Genomic DNA, 17,796 nt, shown 5'->3' with positions numbered 1-17,796 from the left:
GCATGCCTCCCGTCTGCTTGCAAGCGATCCGGCACGTCGTTGGCCGGACGGTTACGGCAAGACGGCATCCGCTTCGAGCACATTGAGGAGGAGGGACGGGCAGGGTTTCTCGGTGCTGTCGCCGAGGAACTCCGCACAGGCACCTACCGCCCCAGGCCGTACCGACGAAGAGAGATTCCAAAGGAGGGTGGCAAGGTGCGTGTCATCTCGATTCCATCGATTCGAGACCGCGTCGTCCAAGGTGCCCTCCGGCTGGTATTGGAGCCAATCTTCGAGGCCGACTTCTCGGACAGCTCCTTTGGGGCGAGGCCGGGGCGCTCGGCGCATGAGGCCATCGACACCGTGCGGCAGGGACTGCGACGGCGCAGACACCACGTCGTGGACGTGGACTTGAAGGCCTACTTCGACAGCATCCGGCACGCGCCGCTGCTGGAGCGGGTGGCCCGAAGAGTCCAGGACGACGAGGTATTGGCGCTCGTGAATCAGTTCCTGAAGAGCACAGGAGACAAGGGAATCCCGCAGGGCTCGCCCCTGTCCCCGCTGCTGGCCAACATCGCGCTGAACGACCTCGACCATGCCCTGGACCGAGGACGAGGCTTTCTCAGCTATGCGCGGTACTTGGACGACATGGTGGTGCTCGCCCCCGATTCCGAGAAGGGACGGAGGTGGGCGGCCCGGGCGCTGGAGCGCATCCGCCAAGAGGCGGAGGCACTCGGCGTGTCGCTCAACACGGAGAAGACGCGGACGGTGACAATGACCGACCGTGGCGCCTCCTTCGCGTTCCTGGGCTTCGACTTCCGGTGGAAGCGGAGCCCGAAGACGGGGACGTGGTACCCGAATACGAATCCTCGACGGAAGAAGGTCACCGAAGTCCTGCGCCGCGTGCGCTACGTCCTGCGGGACAGTCGAGCACTCGCGGTGAAGGCAGCCGTGGCGGAGGTGAATGCCATCGTGCGTGGCTGGGTGAACTACTTCCGGTGGGGCAACTCGTACCAGGCGCTCGACAGGGTGAAGCATCACGTCGAGCTCAAGGTGAGGCGGTTCGCGGCGAAGAGAGCGAAGCGAGGGGGATTCGGCTGGAAGCGGTGGAGTAAGGACGTCGTGTACGGCGCCTGGGGTCTCTTCGATGACTACCGGGTGCGGTACTACGCTGCCCTGAAAGCGGGCTTCCCTCCGAGCGGAACCATAACCCTGGTGAGATGACGCCTTCGCGGTGAGCCGGATGCGGGAAATCCGCCTGTCCGGTTCGACGTGGCGGGGACCGGAAACGGAGTGATGGCACGCTCTACACGGGCACGAAGCTGGAAACGGCGGAAACAGCCAAGAGCAGCCTGCACACCACCGCGCCGGCCCCCGACCCGACCGCCTCGGCTGAACGGCCAGGCTGACCACGCCTTGGGGGCGAGAGCAGGCAGGACGCAGTGCCGTACACGGATGGCTTCAAGTCAGAAATGGTTAAGCAGATGGTGGATCCGGGCTCGGTAAGTGCCGCGGCGCTGGCGCGCCAGGTGGGCGTGTCGCAGCCGACGTTGTCGCAGTGGTTGAGGGAGGCGAATAACAGCTCCTAACAAATGCCAGGACAGAGCCGGCGCAGGAGCATGACGCAGCAGCCGAGGACGAGGAAGCCGAAGTGGACGTCGTCCCTGCGCTCGTCGCGGACGCGAAGTCGGCGCAGCTGGTTCTTCCACGCCAGCGTGCGCTCCACGACCCAGCGGTAGCGTCCGAGCCTTTCCTTGGACTCGACGCCCGGGCTCGCGATGCGAGCGTCAATGCCACGCAGGCGAAGCCCGCCCCGGTTTTTTCTGGAGGCGTAGGCCTTGTCGGCGTGGAGTTTTCCCGGGCGGAAGCGGCGCTGCCCCGAAGGCATCCGCACCGCGGGCACGGAGTCGACGAGGGGGAAGAGTTCGTGCGTGTCGTGGACGTTGGCGGCTGTCACCGATTCGGTCAGTGGCAGGCCATGGGCCTCTACGAGAAGATGATGCTTGCTACCCGCCTTCGCTCTATCCGTCGGGCGTGGGCCCGTGAGGGCCCCCTTTTTGACGCCCGTCCGGCCGAGGAGTCGATGGAGGCGCGGGAGAAGTCCACCTTACCTCGCAGTCCCAGCTCGTCCAGCAGCCGCGCCTGGAGCTGCTCCCACATGCCGGCCCGGGTCCATTCCTCCAGCCGGCGCCAGGCCGTCATGCCCGACAGGCCGAACTGCTTGCGAGGCAGCATCTCCCACGGGATGCCGCTTCGAAGCACGAAGACGATGGCCTCCAGCGCCGCCCGGTCATCCGCCCGAGGACGGCCCAGCTTCTTCTTGGGCCGGGGCGGAGGCAGCAGTGTCGCCACGCGCTGCCAGAAGGCGTCAGAGACAAGTTCGCGGACCATGTCCCTCAAGCTGAGGATGCCCCTTGGCAACGGCCACACCAACCCCGACTTTCGTTAGGTGCTGTTAGTGTAAATGGCACGTACTTCAATCGCCGGCCCCTTCGCCGGCACGTGGCCAATCCTCGGGCACGAGCTTCAATCCGCCACGCCACCTCTCCACACGAGCCTTGCGGTACCAGTCTTCGTTGAGGTCCGCATGCTCCGTCATGATCACTTGAAGTCCCGGAGTCACCTCGGCCACGGCCTCGAAGATCAACTCGAACATCCGCGAGACGGCGAGACGATCGTCGTCGGGCACAAGTGCCATCGAACCGTCCACGTCCTTCTCCGGTGGGAAGTACACCTGCGATGGCTGGTCTAGGAAGAGGAAGTGCGGGACCGGGCTGGAACGCTGAACGAACCATTGGTGGAGTGCCAAATGGGCGATGAGGTGGTACCCGACCCAATTCTCTCCGCTTCCCATTCGGGCCATTGGCACTGCACCATCGAGAGTATCTGCGACGACTGTGAGTCTCTTCAAGTCAAGCCTCAGAGGCGATGATGAATGCTCCAGTCCGAGCGAGCGAGCCCACTCGGTCATTCGTTCGGAGAGGCGCGAAGTAATCGAGAACAGTTGCTCTTGAACATGCTCATCGCTCAGTTCCTCTTCTAACTGCTGACACTTAGCTCGCAGCGACTCGGCCTGCTCCTCAAGTCCCTTCGTATCGGGAACATCCGGCATGCTCTCAAGGTAGAGGCTGAGCCGGCCTAGGATATGGGCCTTTCGCGCGGAGTCGGCTTGTGCTTGGGAGAGAGCCATGTTCGCCGTGCGGACTGCCTCCATTTGCGCACGGTTTTTGGAGAGCTTCTGGTGGACATCGTGGAGGCGCTTTTCAAGCTCTCCAATGGCGCGCTCGATATGAGGCTCGACGCGCGCAACAGATTCCATGCGCGTCGCGACGTCGCGCAGCGCGCTATGCAAGACCTCGACTTCCGGAGGAGCCTGCGTTTCGGGAAGCTCCTGCGTGCACAGCGGGCAAGTGTGCCCAGCCGCACCGCCCTCGAAGATACCAATCGTTGCGAGACGCGCCCTCTGTTCCTTGGCCTCGCGGGAGAAGCCCTTCTCGTCCTTGGAGAACGCACGTGCCGCCTCGATGTCGGTCCGCAACCGTCGCTGTGTCTCCAGTAGATCTCCTCGCTCCGTCGAAAGTCGCGAGAACTCCGAGCCTTCAGGCAGTGTGACGTCAACATTGCCAAGGGGGGTCCTCGCTACCGTCTGAAGCGCGCTTATCGTTTCCTCTCTCGATGTCGTCACTGCGTTCGAGAGCCCGGCGTCGCGTGCCTGCGCCAGGAGTGCATCCGCCTTCGAGGCTCCATCTCCACGCAGTGCTGCGATCTCTGCAAGACGACGCTCAACCGCCCGAAGCTGGTCTCGAAGCCGCCGAAGTTCAGCCTGCTTGCGCACATGCTCATCATCTACAGCGCCGAGCAGGTATGGCAGCGCGTCCTTCAATGCCTGCGCGAAGAACGAGTCATCGGTTCCGTGAAAGAGTTGCTGTCGACGGATGATCTCATCTTGTCGCTGGAAGCATAGAGCGAGTGCGTGGCGAACCGTTGCTGAGAGTGAAGGGCGCTTCTGCCCCGGGGGCGTCTCGTGCAGGTTGTCGCGGATTCCGACCCACGACGTCAATAACGCGAGGGCGCCCTTTGTGTTCGTCGTCTGCCGTAGCGCCGTTGCTGAAGGCAGTTCGACTGTCGCTCCAGTCACGACAAAGAAGTCCTCGCTCGACGCTCCTTTGGGCGGCGGGCAGCGTCGCGCGACGAATGCCTGACCCGATGCGAGTTGCAGTCGAACACCGAACCATGCGACGCAGTGGCGAATCGGCCCGTGGGGCACGCGACACTCACCGCTACCGAAGCAGTAGTCGACGATGTCAATCAGCGCAGACTTCCCCGTTTTAGATGCACCGGTGATGACGTTCACTTGTCCTGCCTTCAACGGGAGTGCGCGCTGTCTCCCGTCGTGGCTGTAGAGGACGATGTCGAGTATCTGGACGCTCATGGTCTTACCCCCAGCAGCGCCATCACGGTCTCCGAATCACCAGCCTTCTCGAGCCATCTCCCGAGAAACTCGGCGTGCTTGGCGCATGCGCGAACTTCGTCGCTGGTCGGTTTGAGACCAGCGGTTACCCGCTTCTTCATCTCGGCGTTTGCATGGACGCCCTCTGCGCTCAGCGAAAGCAGGCCATGCGAACCTCCGAAGACGAGCGCTTCTCGTGTGAACGGCCTTAGCGCGGACGCCCTCTCACTGATGCGCGTACGCACGATCGGTTGCTCAGCGAGCCATGTCGGAAGCGACGACTTGATGTTGCGTGGAAGGCTCTCTCGGGTCTCGCGATGGAGTACGAACGGTAACACAAGGAACGAGAGTTCGATTGGTAGCGCCACCTTGCGCTCTGAGGTGTACCCGAGCGCTGAGTGCCACAGTAGGACAGAGCAGAATCCAGGGTTGAGCAGATTCCGTTCCTCGATCGAACGAGCGCGCCACGGTATCACTCTGCAGCCCCTTTCGCTGCATCGTCAGGATTGGCGGCGCTGCTAGAATTCAGAATCTCGGCGAGGCGATCGTGGAAGTCGGGGTGCCACCCGATTCGTGGCGGCGTCTCGTCCGCTAGCATGTGGAACGAACCGCGGATAACAAACGGTTCCGTGACGCCGGGCCGAATAGCGATCGTAGTCATCTCCGCCCAGGCCAGTACCGAGCGCGCCGCCTTTCGCTTGGCAGCTTCGGCAGCGGTAGCCTCGATTTCGTCCTTAGCCGCTTCGAAGATCAACTCCCACTCTTCAAAGAGCTTGCGCTCATAGCGACTGAGGTCACCGACGAGAAGGAGTTCCTCCCGTAGCCATCGAGAGCGCTGTTCGTAGGCTCGGTAGAAATCTCTAATTGCGGCGGCAACACGTTTCTTTCCTGCGTCAATGAGCTTGAGTTGATGCACGAACCGGTACTCAGCATGCGCATCCTGTGTCTCGTCGTCGAGATTGAAGGTGATTAGGTCCTCATCAATCGGCAGGTTGTCCTGCTTGAATTGCTCGCGCAGTTCGGACATTTCGGCTTCAAGCTCTGCGCTTAGGATTCCCGCCGGCATTGGACTCGCAGAAAGCTGCTTGATGACGCGGCGGAACCACCAGCCCTCAAGCCGATTCAGGAACGGAATGAGGTGCTTCTGCTCGGCGGTCCAGAAGACTTCTGCTTTAAGGTCGTCGTCGATTGTCAAAATGCCGGGAGCGCGATCGAGCACGACCACGTTGTCGAGGATGTTTCGACGCGCAGTCGCTGACACGGCGAGGAACGCAGCGTACGCGGGTGCGTTAGCTTGGCTTTCGGAGCTTTGTGTCGTCGATTCGAGAATCGACAGTGCCTTCCCAACATCGCGGCTTTCATTGCGCAGGAACCACGCCGCGCCGTCCTTCGGTGCCGCACCCGTCGTGAGCAAACAGAGTGCCGTGCCCGCTGGGAACTGGTTATTTGCGTGGCCCTCGAACCACACGCGTAGCGACTTCCAAAGGTCGCCGCTCGCATTTGAGAGGGAGGCTTCACTATTGCGATGATGCTTCGTCTGAAGCAGTTCCTCTGGCGTTCCGCCCGTCGACTCAAAGGTAACGTCGTCGAGCGTCTCGAGAGAGACGACGAAATCGCCACCGGCTTTCGCGCGGCGCAGTGACCAGAGCAGCGCGATGCGAACCTGGTACAGATACCCAAGCGCCGAGTCGGCAGCAGAGAACGGGAACCCACTCATGGTGTCCACCCCAGTGACCTAAGAAGCCATCCTTCAGCCTCCGCAGTTCAGAGGTCAAGTCCCGAGTCCTGTGCGGTTGGTTGGGGGGATGCTCCTCGGCTGCATCACGCAGTGTCAGTGACTGGAGATGATTTCAGCAGGGACATGGACTTGACGTTGCCGTTGTCGCGAGGGTGGGGGGCCAAGTTAGGGTAGGCAGGTGCCAGAGTTGGCTGGGGGCGCTGACTAACGCGGAGCGGCAGGAACTCACGAGGTCGTGCAAATGCGTTGTCCTGGGCCGTCCTGTCGAATCGCTCGCGGGTCACCTTCTCGGTTCGTAGTTTCGAGCAGCCGAAGGCGGCTCGCGTGCTCGGGCGCGTCAAGGGTCGGGCTGAGCCGAGAATTCTGACTGGTCCTGCGCCCTGACAACTCCCTCCGCGTGCGGGTGTGAGGCAATCGGCCGCAAGCGGTCGGTCCTGAGCAATCAGGACTCGCGATCCGTTTGTCCGACCCGGATGCGGTCTGTTGACCCTATTCCTGACACGTGGAGAAGGGCAGAGAGGCGGGCAAGGAGGCTGTGCAGACCGAGGCCTCGGCCAAGAGAGACTGGGCGCCGTTTCGGAGAGTCTTCGCTGCGCAACGAAATCGTGAGTACCCAGTAAATGCTGGTCGCGTCTTCGTGCTCTCGGTTAACAGCCACGAGGGTCCGAGCCGGCCTCAAAGGCTCCGAGTCGTCCTGGAAACAGGGAAGCGAAGCAAACCTGGAAGGTACGACATCGAAAGCTCGGGGTTGTCAGAATCGAATGCCCTTGGTGGTTAACAAAGCTGTTAACCACTCTCGGACTCTCTCTCCCCAAAACGGGTGAAAGAGCGGTCCAGAGGGCCCAATCGGCGGCGGAGGAGAGGGGGCATCTCGCTCTGCGGGATAGAGCGCCAAGAGCGCCCTCTTCGTCACCGCGAGCCAGAATCCCTTGGGATTCAGCGGCTTAATCACGAAGGCCCCGCGATGTTCATCGCGAGGCCCGTGGAAAGCAAAAAGGCCCTGCCAAGTTAGGGCAGGGCCTTCTTTTTTGCTCCCCGAACGAAGCCCTGCGCGAACTCGTTCTCTGCGCCCTCTCCAGAGACTGCGACGGAAAACACGAGAAAAATCCTGGGGTTAGGCGAAGTCGGGAAAATTCGGGGGCCGATTGAGTCTCCGCAAACTTCCCTGCGGCTGTTTCCCCGAGTAGCGCGGATTGGGGATGGCGTCCAGCATCCTTCAGAAGGGGAGGGAGTAGGTATGCCTCGCACAGGTCTGGGCGGGACATGCGGGTCCTGGTGCTGCCCCATGCTCGACTACCACCTACGCCGGTACGGTTCGGTCCTGCCTGTGGCCCCCGGCGGAAGCCCTGCCGGCCGTGCATTCCGGTGGTGGGCGTCGCTCAAAGCCGCGCGCCGGTGGCCGTTCACGGGGAGGGCGCCCAGCCTGAAGCAGGGGGCAGGCTGGGCCGTGGTCTTGGCAGGCTGGGTTGATGACCTAGCCTGCCTTGTCGCACTGCCGGATGCTGAACAGATGCCCCCATGACGCAGCGACCGAGTTTTCGGTAGGCACAGCCCTTTATGCGGCCCCTCCTTCGGCGACCGGAGAGTGTCCCGTGGGTGCAGGGGACTGTTCTGGGGGGACGGGGACGACCTTGGGGCGGCCGCGGTCGAACCAGGTGTAGACGGTGGGCAGGACCAGCAGCGTGAGCAGCGTGGAGCTGAAGAGCCCGCCGATGACGACGGTGGCCAACGGCTTCTGCACCTCCGCGCCGGCCCCGGTGGAGAATGCCATGGGGAGAAAGCCCAGCGAGGCCACCAGCGCGGTGGTGAGGACCGGCCGAAGGCGCACGTGGGCCGCGTCGTGGGCGGCCTGGGCCGGCGACAGGCCGTCCTGACGCAGCTTTAGGATGTAGGCCACCAGGACCAGTCCGTTGAGCACCGCCACTCCGAAGAGGGCGATGAAGCCCACTGCCGCGGAGATGGACAGCGGCATTCCCCGCACCAAGAGCGCCAGCAGTCCACCTGTCACCGCGAAGGGGATGTTGAGGTAGATGAGGAGGGCCGGCCGCACCGCGTTGAACGTGGTGTAGAGCAACACGAAGATGAGGAAGAGGGTGAGGGGCACCACGATTGCGAGCCGGCTCGACGCGGACTGGAGGTTCTCGAACTGTCCGCCCCAGCTCACCCAGTAGCCCGTCGGCAGCTTGACCTCGCGCGCGATGACCGACTGGGCCTCCGTGACGAAGCTCTGGAGGTCTCGCCCGCGCACGTTGGCCTCGATGGTGAGTCGTCGCTGGATGTTCTCCCGGCTCACCTGGGCGGGGCCTTCCTCCACGACAATGCGCGCGAGCTGTGAGAGCGGGATGAGTTGTCCGGAAGGGCTGGCCACGCGGATTCCCTCGAGTTGCTCCACGCTCTGCCGAGCGCCTGGTGCGAAGCGCACCTGGAGCGCGAAGCGCCGCTGGCCCTCCAGCACCGTTCCCACCTCCTTGCCACCGATGGCCTCGATGGTGTCCAGCACCTGCCGGGCGTTGATGCCGTAGCGGGAGATGGCCTGCCGGTCTATCTGGATGCGCGCGACAGGGAGCCCCGCCACCTGCTCGGCCTTGACGTCTGCGGCGCCTGGGACCTTGGCCAGCGCGGCGGCGAGCTTGTCTCCCGTCTGTTTCAGCACGTCCAGGTCCTCGCCATAGAGCTTGAGTGCCACGTCCGAGCGCACGCCGGAGATGAGCTCGCTGACCCGAAGTTCGATGGGTTGCGAGTAGCTGAAGAGGGTGCCGGGCACCTCCTTCGTGAGCGCTTCGTTGAAGCGGGCGATGAGCCCCTCGCGGTCCTCCGCCGTCGTCCACTCCTCATGCGGTTTGAGCATGACGAAGATGTCGCTGATCTCCACGCCCATGGGGTCTGTCGCTATCTCCGCGCGCCCCGTACGGGAGATTACGGTGGTGACCTCGGGAAATCGCTTGAGCACCTTTTCGATGAGGCCCGTCTGTCGCACCGACTCCTCCAGCGAGACCGAGGGCACACGCCAAGCCTGCAGCGCGAGGGCTCCCTCATCCAGCCGGGGAATGAACTCCGCACCCAGGAAGGGCACCGTGGCCAGGCTCACCGCGAGCAGGCCTCCCGCGATGCCCACCACCACCCCGCGCCGCCGGAGGCACCAGGACAGCGCGGGCTCGTAGACACGGCGCGCCCCGCGGACGATGAAGCTCTCCTGCTCCTTCGCCCTTCGGGGAAGCAGGACGGAGGCGAGGGCCGGGATGAAGGTGAGTGACAGGACGAAGGCCCCCGCCAAGGCGCAGATGACCGTGATGGCCATGGGCTTGAACATCTTCCCCTCGATGCCGCTCAGGGCGAGGATGGGCAGATAGACCACGCCGATGATGACTTCACCGAACGCGGCCGCCTGTCTCACCTCCACCGCGCTGCGATAGACGACTTCGTCGCGCTCCTCACGCGTGAGGGCCCGGCCCAGCGTGTGGCTCTGCTCCGAAATGTGCCGCACCGCGTTCTCCACGATGATGAGCGCGCCGTCGACGATGAGGCCGAAGTCGATGGCTCCCAGGGACATCAGGTTTCCGGAGACGCCCAGCGCCCGCATCCCGATGAAGGCGCAGAGCATGGACAGGGGAATGGCCGCGGCGGCCAGGAGTCCCGCGCGCAGGTTTCTCAGCATGACGAAGAGCACGACGATGACGAGCAGACCGCCCTCGACGAGGTTCTTCGCCACCGTTTGGATGGTTTTCCGGACGAGGTCCGTGCGGTCGTAGAAGGTGTCGATGGTGACGCCAGGAGGCAGGGTGGGGCGGATCTTCTCCACCTCGGCCTTCACGTCGGTGACCACCTCGCGCGAGTTCTGCCCGATGAGCATCATCACGATGCCCGTGACGGCCTCGCCCCGGCCGTCACGCGTCACAGCGCCCTGGCGGACCTGTGGAGCGAACGCCACGTTGGCAACGTCTCGGACATAGACCGGGACTCCTTGTGGAGACGTGGAGAGGACGATGCTGCGGATATCATCCAGTGTCTCCACAAGGCCTTCGCCACGGATGAGCACCTGCTCCGGGCCGCGTGCGATGTACGCGCCTCCGGCGTTGGCGTTGTTCTCCTCCAGGGATTGGAACACCTGGCCCAGAGACAGGCCGTAGGCCGTGAGCTTGGAGGGGTCCACCTGCACCTCATAAGTCTTGAGCTCTCCGCCGAAGGCGTTGACCTCGACGACGCCGGGCACGGCACGTAGCCGCGGGGAAACCTGCCACTCCAGGATGCTGCGCAGCTCCATGGGGCCCTGACCCTCGCCCCGTACTTCGAACTGGTAGATTTCTCCCAGGCCCGAGGAGATGGGCCCCATCTCCGGAGAGCCGTAGCCTTCGGGGATGCTTTCGCGCGCCGCTGTCAGCCGCTCCTGGATGAGCTGCCGCGCGAAGTAGATGTTCACTTCGTCCTTGAAGACGACGGTGACGACGGACAGCCCGAACTTGGAGACGGAGCGAATTTCCTCGGTGTCCGGCAAGCCGCTCATCGCGGTCTCGACGGGCACGGTGATGAACCTCTCCACCTCTACGGGCCCAAGGCCCGGCGAGGATGTGAGGATTTGGACCTGCACGTTGGTGACGTCCGGTACCGCGTCGATGGGCAGTGAGCGCAGCGCGTTGAGGCCGAAGCCGACGAGCACCGCCGTCAGGATGAAGATGAGGATGCGGTTCTTGATGGAAAAGTGGATGAGCCTGTCGAACATGGCGCCCGCCTAGTGGGAGTGGCCCTCGCCCATGCTCTCCTTCGAGAGTTCGGACTTGAGGATGAAGGCTCCTTGCGTGACGAAGGAGGTACCGGGCTGAAGACCTGAGAGGATTTCCACGTCCTGGGCGGAACTGGCGCCAGTCTGGACCTCGACGGGGCGGAAGCGGTTCTCGCCGGCTGGGACGAAGACCACCTGCTCTTCGCCGACCTTTTGCACGGCCTCTCGTGGGACAACGATGCGTGTGGGCGAGGCGGAGCCAGAGTCTCGTGTCTCTCCCGAGGTGGTGGCGATTTCCGCCTGGGCGAACATGCCCGGCTTGAGCGCCCCATCGGTGTTGGACACCACGACTCGTACCGGAATGGTGCGAGTCTTCTCATCAACGACGTCTCCGATGTAGTCCACGCGGCCCGTGAAGCGCTGGCCCGCCCGTGCTTGGACGGTGATTTCCACCGGCTGACCGGCATGGACCTGCGGGAGCTGAGACTCCGTCAGGTCCAACTGCACCCAGAGTTCCGTGAGGTCCGCCACCGTGAAGAGGGACGTGGCCGCCTCCACCGCCTGGCCCACCGTGCCCGAAATCTCCACCACCGTGCCTGTCAGTGGGCTGATGGCCGGAAAGCGCGAGCTGTAGTGCTCGTTGCTACGCAGCGTGCTGATTTCTCCGTCGGAAAGGCCGAGCGCATGAAGCCGGCCGTCGGCGGCGTTGCGCTCCGCCTCGGCGGTGACGAAGGTGCTTTCCGCCTCGCGCATGTCCCGCTCGCTGGTGATTCCTTTAGCAAGCAGATCCTTCTCCCGGCGGAAGTTCTGCTCCGCCACGCGCGCCTTGGTCGCGGCGGAGAGGTAGTCCGCTCGCGCCTGGCCAAGCTCAGGGCTCTCGAGATGGCCCAGCACCTCCCCCTTTTTCACCTTCTGGCCGAGAGCTACCTGGATGGTGGCGAGTCGTCCTGGAACGCGGGAGGCCACTCTGGCTACGCCTTGCTGGGTGAAGGTGATACGCGCTGGCACGATGAGGCCGGTTACGAGGGGCTTTGCCTCTGCCTGGGCCAACTGGAGCTGCGCCGAGCGCAGCGCCTCTGGCGTGAGGGTGATGACCTCGTCATGTTTTTCTCCCCCCTCACCATGGGTTTCGCCTTCTTCCTTCTCGTGGTCGTGGCCCTCTTCTTCGGCGTGGGGCTTGCCCTTCGTCTCCTTGCCGGACGGGGCCGTCTTCGCTTCATCGGAGGGGGGGGCGGCCTTCTTGTCGGAGCAACTGGCCAGAAGAAGGGCCGCCGCCAGGACGATGGACAGATTCGTGTGAACGTTCATTGGATGTTCCCCACCACTTTCTTGAGTTGGGCCTCCGCGGCGTTGAGTTCCTCAAGGGCCTCGATGTAGCTACGGCTCGTATCGAGGGCCTCGCGCCGGATGATGAGCAGCTCCAGGAAGTCCACCTTCCCGGCCCGATAGGCCTCATTGATCAGCTTTAAGTTCTCTTGCACGGCCGCCATCACATCGCCGCCGAACACCTCCGCGGCTGACAGGGCAGTGCGGTAGCGCTCGAGGGCGAGCACCACCTCGGAACGCACGAAGCGTTCGGTGGCGGCGAGCGCCCGCTCCGCCTGGGCCGCCCGTGCCGTGCTAATCCCTCGCGCCGCTTGGTTGCGGTTGAAGAGGGGCAGGTCGATGCCGAGTGTGCCTTGGACGATTTGGGCGTCCTCCTCCTGGCTGTAGCTCACCCCCAATCGAGGGCGGGGTAGCGCCCCCCGGCTGGCGAGCCGGACCTCTGCCTGGGCTGCCTCCAACTCGGCCTTGGCTGCCTTGAGGTCCGCGCGTTGCGCCGCCGCTCGCTCCAGGAGGACGGAAAGGATTGGGGGCGCGGCCGCCTCCGCGCGCAGGTTCCCTTCGGGTGCGATGTCCTCAGTTGGTTCGATGCCCAGCAGCAGTCGCAGCTCTCCGAGGGCCTGCGTCCGGCGCTGGACGGCGCGAACACGGGCACGCTGGGTCTGGCCCAGCGCCACCCGCGCGGTGTTCACTTCGATGCGAGAGGCGGCTCCAGCCTGCAGTCGCTGCTCTGCGGCATCCCGGCCCTGCTCTGCGAGTACGAGTGCATCATTGGCCAGTTGCAGTTCCTGCTCGGCCGCGAGGGCCCTGCCGAAGGCTTGGCGCACTTCGGCCGCGAGCTCTACCTGAGAGACCGCGAGGCGCGACTCGCTCGCGGAAAGTGTCGCCGCTGCGGCGTCCCTGCGCGCTCCGCGCTGGCCGAAGAGTTCCAGTTGTTGGCTCACCCCGGCGCCCACGTCGACGTTGTTCCCACTCGCGCGAAAGCGTGGGCCGACGGCGACTTGTAGGTCCGGATTGGTCTGGAACAGGAGGGATGCTCCCGAAAGCTGAGCTCGAGCTGCGGCGGCATCGGCCTGGGTGGAAATGAGTCGGGGGCTGCGTTCGAGTGCGAGTGCCACAGCTTGCTCCATCGTGAGAGGGCGGGCCGCGAAGGCCGGCACCGCGACGAGCAGGAGCGGGAGCAGACTTATGAGACGGATTGATGGAGACACGACGCTCACCAAATTGAAAAGAGGTAGGGCCGCGCCTGGGCTGGAGGATGTGCGGAACCGGCGGAGTCAGACCGTCAGGACGCGAGCACACCTGCAGCGTCAGCCGCAGCTGATGAGTGGATGAGAGATGGCCCAAGGCCGGCGCCGCGCATGGCGGTACCGGGCACGCCTGAGCAGGCACATGCGTCCGGTCCGTTCGCGCGTCATCGGCGCGAAGGCGCGGCCTATCTCCCGGTCTCTCGAAGCGAGAGTCCCCGTAAGCGTGCGAGAATTGCCGCACGCGCATGGCCGCGGGACGTCACGGCCACAGCACGGCTGGAGGTGGAGGGGCGCACGAACCGGCCGTTAGGCCGATATAGGCGGACGCAGGAGGCGGGGACGCACTTCCTCGGCCGCCTCCTGGTTCTGCCCGACAATCTTCGGCGGTTTGACCGTGATGGCCCAACCCGGTGACGGCAGGGATTCAGGAATGACGGACTGGCTGGGGCAGCACCCGCAATGGTGCTCGGTTGGGCCACAGCCGTGCTCCCGGCTGGACTCTCCCAGGTCTGACTCGTCCGCAATGGAGTGCGCGAGATGCCCGGACGCCGCGTAGTGAACGGCCATCTCGACGGCCTCCCCGAAGGAAGGCACGAGGCCGTTGACCAGCACGATGAACATCAGAAGGCGCAGCACGGTGTCTTCGTAGTGACTTTAGTGGAAGAAGGCAATACGGCTGGTGGTCACGGTTTGCTGGCGCACGGATTCACCTCGTTCAGGGGGCCTGCCTGGGGGGCCCTTGCCCTTCCTGCCGGGCAGCTTCTTGGAAGATGGCCTGGAGGTCCCCTGGAATGGGCATGGGCGTGAAGATGCCCACGTTGGCGCCTCCGGTGTTGCCGAGGGGAGCGCGCCCGAGCCAGGAGCCAGGGGCGGCCAGCAGCAATCGGGGCAACTGTCCGGCCAGCTCGCTCAGGTTTCCTCTCCTCCATGCGAAGCAGAACATGGCTAGGTGGACCTGAAGATGAGGCCACGCGTGAGCCTGGCTCAGAATGTGAGCGCGTTCCAGCGAATGCCACGCCAGTTGGAGGTGGCCTTTGGCCTCGGCCTCGGAGGCTTGTCGCAGTTCCTTCTCGAAATGAATTCGCAACTTCGGTTCCATCAAGGCGCCTCCTTCTGATGCGTCAGTGACACGCAGCGCAGGTGTCCTCGCCCCGCCACGCTTCCCGGCCTTCCTTCACAAGGAAGAGCGTCATCCCAAGGGCGGCCACTGGGTCCGCCCACCACCAACCGAAAGCCGCGTTGAGGCCGATACCACCCAAGGTGATGAGGGACAGCCACCAGCACGCAGTGGTCTGGAGGGCATCGGCTTCCATGGCGCGGCTGCCCAGGGCCACGGCGGTCCGCTTTTTCGCGCGCGCGAGCCACATCATTACCGCCAGTGAGACAGTCGCAAGAATGAGGCCGACGAGGCTCGTCTTGGGCCGCTCGCTGTTCAGAAGCGATGTCGATGCTTCCCATGCCACGAATGCGGCCAGCGCGAAGAGTGACAGTCCGATGAGCCGGTGCGCGCGGCGGTCCAGTTGCTCCAGTTCCCCGGGAGTGCGCCGAGCTCGCCGCTCCGCCGAGAGGCGCCACAGCATGATGGCTGCGGAAGTGCTCTCCACGAAGCTGTCCACTCCGAAGCCGAGTAGCGCCACGCTGCCGGCAGCGAGGGCTGCGGCCACGGCGATGGTGCCCTCGATGAGGTTCCATCCCACGGTGACCAGCGTCAATGCCTTGGCCCGTTTGAGAATCGGCAGTCTTCCGTCGGGGAAGGTGGCCGTCTCAGACATGATTTTCCTCTCCAGGGTGCGCCACGACAGGCTCCTCGGCGGGCGCGATGTTGCAGCAGTTGGAAAGCTGCCCCGCCTCCACCTGGAGCGTGACGTGCTCGATGCCGAACTCATCGTGGAGTTGCCGCTTCATGCGGTCGAGGAGCGGGTCGTCCAGTTGTATCCCCCGAACGACGAGATGCGCGGTGAGGGCCGCCTCGGTAGTGCTTATGGCCCAGACGTGCAGGTCATGCACGTCGACGACGCCAGGTGCTCGGCTCAGCTGCTCCCGTACCAAGGTCATGTCGATGTTCTGCGGCACTGCATGCAAGGCGAGATTGACGGAGTCTTTGAGTAGTCCCCATGTCCCCCAGAAAATGAGGACTGCGATGAGGAGCGTCACCACGGGGTCGAGCCATGCCCATCCGGTGAAATGGATGAGGGCGCCGGCCAGGACGACACCGAGCGACACTCCTGCGTCCGCAGCCATGTGGAGGAATGCACCCCGGATGTTGAGGTCGTCCTTGCGGCCCTTCCAGAAGAGCATGGCCGTGGCGGTGTTGATGATGATGCCCACCCCGGCTACCGCCATGATGGTGACGCTGGAGACAGGAGCGGGCTCTCCGACGCGCTGCACAGCCTCCCATCCGATAGCGCCCACGGCGACGAGCAGGAGGAGGGCATTGAGGAGGGCTGCCAGGATGGACGAACTGCGCAGACCATAGGTGTGGCGGGCTGTCGGCTTTCGCCTAGCCAGGATGCTCGCCCCCCAGGCGAGCATCAACCCGAGGACGTCGCTCAGGTTATGGCCGGCATCCGCCACTAGCGCCAGAGAGTTGGAGATGACGCCGAAGGTGGCCTCGACAGCAACGAAGGCCAAATTGAGGGTTACACCGATGGCAAATGCCCGTCCGGGTGAATCGGGTGCGTGACTGTGGGAACCTGACATGGGCGTGGGTGCCTCCAGAGTGAAAACAGTTCCGCTGCACACTCCTTTTCCGGTGTGCCAGCAGGGACTTCCTGAAATCTACCTGGGCTGACGAACGGATTTGCCCAGGGTTACACCTCCACGTTTTTGTCGCGCGCGGACGCTGACGAAGCGGCCCCGCCAGCGCCCGATGGGAGTGCACGCCTTCCCCGACCTCCGAATTCTCATGGCTGCCTGGAGCTCAGCTCCGGTTTCTTCGCCGTCGAGCAGGCGAAGGGGACCGCGCCCGCAGTGCTTGGGACGCCAACCACCCTATGGGAGCGCCCACTGTGAATCCCAAGAAGAGGCAGGCCGCAGCGAACGTGATGTCGGCGCGGGGTTCGCCCCAGTTGTAGATGAACAGGCTCGTTCCGAGCGCAGTACCAGCCCAGAGCGCGTATCGGCGGAGCTGGAGGCGGGCTTGAAGCACCGAGGCTGTGAGCAGCACGAGGCCCGCAGCCCAGGATACAAGAAGGGGGGGCCACCGGTTGCGGTAGAACTCCACGCGCAAAGGGCCTTCAAGGCTCCCCTCCAACTGCTCCACCGTCAGCGCGTGTACGCCTCGCGGGATGGAGCCTCGCTGATGGAAGCTCAATCGGTTGCGCCAGACATGGGTGCGCCCGCGCTTCGCCCGGATGTAGGTACGCGACCGCTCCAGCGTCCCACGTATCATCTCCTCCATTCCCGCTATCGAAAACAGGATTTCGGTGTCGCCTGTTTGGGCGAGCCTGCCCCTCACCACGACGAGGACCCTTCCATTCACAGAAGGAGGGAGGGGGATGCTCTGTCCCTTCTCCGTCACTTCGACGGCAGCAAGTGGCTGCCCAGGCAGAACTGTTTCGAGGGCGGGTAGGGCAGCCAGCACGAGCACGAGGACCATCACGAATATGGACGCGGTGCGCGCCCAGCGCGCTTTAGTGCCTCGCCAGCCTTCGTGCAGCATCGCGCCGCAGAGGCCCAGCGCCGCAACGGCGATGAAGGCGGCTGCAGCGTCGCCATCCGCGAGGCGTTCCATCATAGGGGTGGGCATGTGCTGGTCCGGTCCCGGGTGCGATGCAGGGCTCTCATCTCAGGCTGGCTCACATGGACAGTCCACGCAGCCTCGCTCGCAGCAGGAGGGGCCGCAGGACTGCACCAGCCTCCTGCCCAGTGCCTGCCGGGCCCGGTGGAGGCGGACCTTGGCGTTGGTGGGGGTGATGCCAGCCGCTTCGGCGAGCGCCGCGAGGCTCTGACCTTCTAGATCCACCCTGCGCAGGGCCTCCGCGTACTCCGGCTTCAAAGTAGTGACGAGGGCAGAGATGCATGTGCAGACAGTCCTCTCCAGCTCGTTTGCATCCTCAGTGGACAGCAGGCTGTCACCGACCCATTCGCGCCGGGCGTGCTCCTCGCGCTTTTGGCGCCGGTGGCGGTCAATGAGTGCATTGCGCAGCAGCCGATAGAACCAGGCCACCGCGCTCTCCTCATGGCGCAGGGTGGCCCCACTCTCTACTCCCTTAAGGAGCGCGGACTGGAGGACCTCTTCGGCCCCCTCGGCACTGCCGATGCGTGGCGTCAGAAAGGCGAGGAATCGCTGCCGGTTTTGGAGCAGGAGCGTGAGTGTCTCTGGGCTCATGGGCTGGGC

The 17,796-nt window shown here is 64.3% G+C and carries 15 protein-coding genes; 2 read left to right on the top strand and 13 right to left on the bottom strand.

Features of this window, described 5'->3' with window-relative positions; translation table 11 throughout:
* Positions 1 to 39 precede the first annotated feature (39 nt).
* Both ltrA and ACLEQD_RS01810 read left to right on the top strand, forming a co-directional pair.
* Entirely contained in the window at positions 40 to 1,203 is a 1,164-nt protein-coding gene (gene ltrA, locus ACLEQD_RS01815; protein WP_410381229.1) for a group II intron reverse transcriptase/maturase, read from the top strand.
* Positions 1,204 to 1,421: 218 nt separating this feature from the next.
* Positions 1,422 to 1,568 carry a transposase gene (locus tag ACLEQD_RS01810; RefSeq protein ID WP_410381222.1) on the top strand — a complete coding sequence of 49 codons (147 nt, stop codon included), beginning with the start codon at positions 1,422 to 1,424 and terminating at the stop codon, positions 1,566 to 1,568.
* Here ACLEQD_RS01810 and ACLEQD_RS01805 read toward each other — a convergent pair.
* From ACLEQD_RS01805 to ACLEQD_RS01745, 13 genes are all read right to left on the bottom strand, one after another.
* A protein-coding gene (locus ACLEQD_RS01805; RefSeq protein ID WP_410381220.1) for an IS5 family transposase occupies positions 1,565 to 2,370 on the bottom strand; the annotation gives its coding sequence in 2 pieces (ribosomal slippage) (positions 1,565 to 2,025 and positions 2,025 to 2,370; 807 coding nt in all). The genes ACLEQD_RS01810 and ACLEQD_RS01805 overlap by 4 nt on opposite strands.
* Before the next feature lie 85 nt (positions 2,371 to 2,455).
* Positions 2,456 to 4,411 (bottom strand): DUF3732 domain-containing protein, encoded by a 1,956-nt coding sequence (locus ACLEQD_RS01800; RefSeq protein ID WP_410381218.1) that lies wholly within the window; start codon positions 4,409 to 4,411, stop codon positions 2,456 to 2,458.
* Complete coding sequence (locus ACLEQD_RS01795) at positions 4,408 to 4,905, bottom strand: three component ABC system middle component (RefSeq protein ID WP_410381216.1); 498 nt, start codon at positions 4,903 to 4,905, stop codon at positions 4,408 to 4,410. Before ACLEQD_RS01795 ends, ACLEQD_RS01800 begins: the two co-directional genes overlap by 4 nt.
* A complete protein-coding gene (locus ACLEQD_RS01790) occupies positions 4,902 to 6,146 on the bottom strand; it encodes an ABC-three component system protein (RefSeq protein WP_410381214.1) in 1,245 nt (414 codons plus the stop codon). Before ACLEQD_RS01790 ends, ACLEQD_RS01795 begins: the two co-directional genes overlap by 4 nt.
* 1,576 nt (positions 6,147 to 7,722) lie before the next feature.
* Positions 7,723 to 10,884: an efflux RND transporter permease subunit gene (locus tag ACLEQD_RS01785; protein WP_410381212.1), complete on the bottom strand. Its 3,162-nt coding sequence runs from the start codon at positions 10,882 to 10,884 to the stop codon at positions 7,723 to 7,725.
* Positions 10,885 to 10,893: 9 nt separating this feature from the next.
* Positions 10,894 to 12,192, bottom strand: a complete 1,299-nt coding sequence (locus ACLEQD_RS01780; RefSeq protein ID WP_223738400.1) for an efflux RND transporter periplasmic adaptor subunit — start codon at positions 12,190 to 12,192, stop codon at positions 10,894 to 10,896.
* Positions 12,189 to 13,325, bottom strand: coding sequence for a TolC family protein (locus tag ACLEQD_RS01775; RefSeq protein ID WP_370639877.1), 1,137 nt, complete (start codon positions 13,323 to 13,325; stop codon positions 12,189 to 12,191). The genes ACLEQD_RS01780 and ACLEQD_RS01775 overlap by 4 nt, the downstream gene beginning before the upstream one ends.
* A gap of 438 nt (positions 13,326 to 13,763) precedes the next feature.
* A complete protein-coding gene (locus tag ACLEQD_RS01770; protein WP_223738401.1) occupies positions 13,764 to 14,093 on the bottom strand; it encodes a hypothetical protein in 330 nt (109 codons plus the stop codon).
* A gap of 79 nt (positions 14,094 to 14,172) precedes the next feature.
* Entirely contained in the window at positions 14,173 to 14,556 is a 384-nt protein-coding gene (locus ACLEQD_RS01765; RefSeq protein WP_223738402.1) for a DUF3703 domain-containing protein, read from the bottom strand.
* 22 nt (positions 14,557 to 14,578) lie between these two features.
* Positions 14,579 to 15,229 carry a cation diffusion facilitator family transporter gene (locus ACLEQD_RS01760; RefSeq protein WP_223738403.1) on the bottom strand — a complete coding sequence of 217 codons (651 nt, stop codon included), beginning with the start codon at positions 15,227 to 15,229 and terminating at the stop codon, positions 14,579 to 14,581.
* The gene (locus ACLEQD_RS01755; protein WP_223738404.1) at positions 15,222 to 16,157 is read right to left on the bottom strand and encodes a cation diffusion facilitator family transporter; all 936 of its coding nucleotides are present in this window, start codon (positions 16,155 to 16,157) and stop codon (positions 15,222 to 15,224) included. Before ACLEQD_RS01755 ends, ACLEQD_RS01760 begins: the two co-directional genes overlap by 8 nt.
* Before the next feature lie 220 nt (positions 16,158 to 16,377).
* Positions 16,378 to 17,193, bottom strand: coding sequence for a hypothetical protein (locus ACLEQD_RS01750; RefSeq protein WP_223738405.1), 816 nt, complete (start codon positions 17,191 to 17,193; stop codon positions 16,378 to 16,380).
* Between the two features lie 51 nt (positions 17,194 to 17,244).
* A complete protein-coding gene (locus tag ACLEQD_RS01745) occupies positions 17,245 to 17,787 on the bottom strand; it encodes an RNA polymerase sigma factor (protein ID WP_223738406.1) in 543 nt (180 codons plus the stop codon).
* Between the last annotated feature and the right edge of the window lie 9 nt (positions 17,788 to 17,796).

The organism is Corallococcus sp. 4LFB (assembly GCF_046520365.1).
In the GTDB taxonomy this organism is placed as follows: domain Bacteria; phylum Myxococcota; class Myxococcia; order Myxococcales; family Myxococcaceae; genus Corallococcus; species Corallococcus caeni.
Note: the sequence above shows the minus strand (reverse complement) of the source record. Positions and strands in the feature narration are given on the sequence as shown.

Bases quoted from the DNA above. Each gene is read 5' to 3' on its own strand.
- ACLEQD_RS01765 (WP_223738402.1), bottom strand. From the start codon at position 14,556: ATGGAACCGAAGTTGCGAATTCATTTCGAGAAGGAACTGCGACAAGCC.
- ACLEQD_RS01780 (WP_223738400.1), bottom strand. From the start codon at position 12,192: ATGAACGTTCACACGAATCTGTCCATCGTCCTGGCGGCGGCCCTTCTT.
- ACLEQD_RS01760 (WP_223738403.1), bottom strand. From the start codon at position 15,229: ATGTCTGAGACGGCCACCTTCCCCGACGGAAGACTGCCGATTCTCAAA.
- ACLEQD_RS01750 (WP_223738405.1), bottom strand. From the start codon at position 17,193: ATGATGGAACGCCTCGCGGATGGCGACGCTGCAGCCGCCTTCATCGCC.
- ACLEQD_RS01755 (WP_223738404.1), bottom strand. From the start codon at position 16,157: ATGTCAGGTTCCCACAGTCACGCACCCGATTCACCCGGACGGGCATTT.
- ACLEQD_RS01790 (WP_410381214.1), bottom strand. From the start codon at position 6,146: ATGAGTGGGTTCCCGTTCTCTGCTGCCGACTCGGCGCTTGGGTATCTG.
- ACLEQD_RS01785 (WP_410381212.1), bottom strand. From the start codon at position 10,884: ATGTTCGACAGGCTCATCCACTTTTCCATCAAGAACCGCATCCTCATC.
- ACLEQD_RS01800 (WP_410381218.1), bottom strand. From the start codon at position 4,411: ATGAGCGTCCAGATACTCGACATCGTCCTCTACAGCCACGACGGGAGA.
- ACLEQD_RS01745 (WP_223738406.1), bottom strand. From the start codon at position 17,787: ATGAGCCCAGAGACACTCACGCTCCTGCTCCAAAACCGGCAGCGATTC.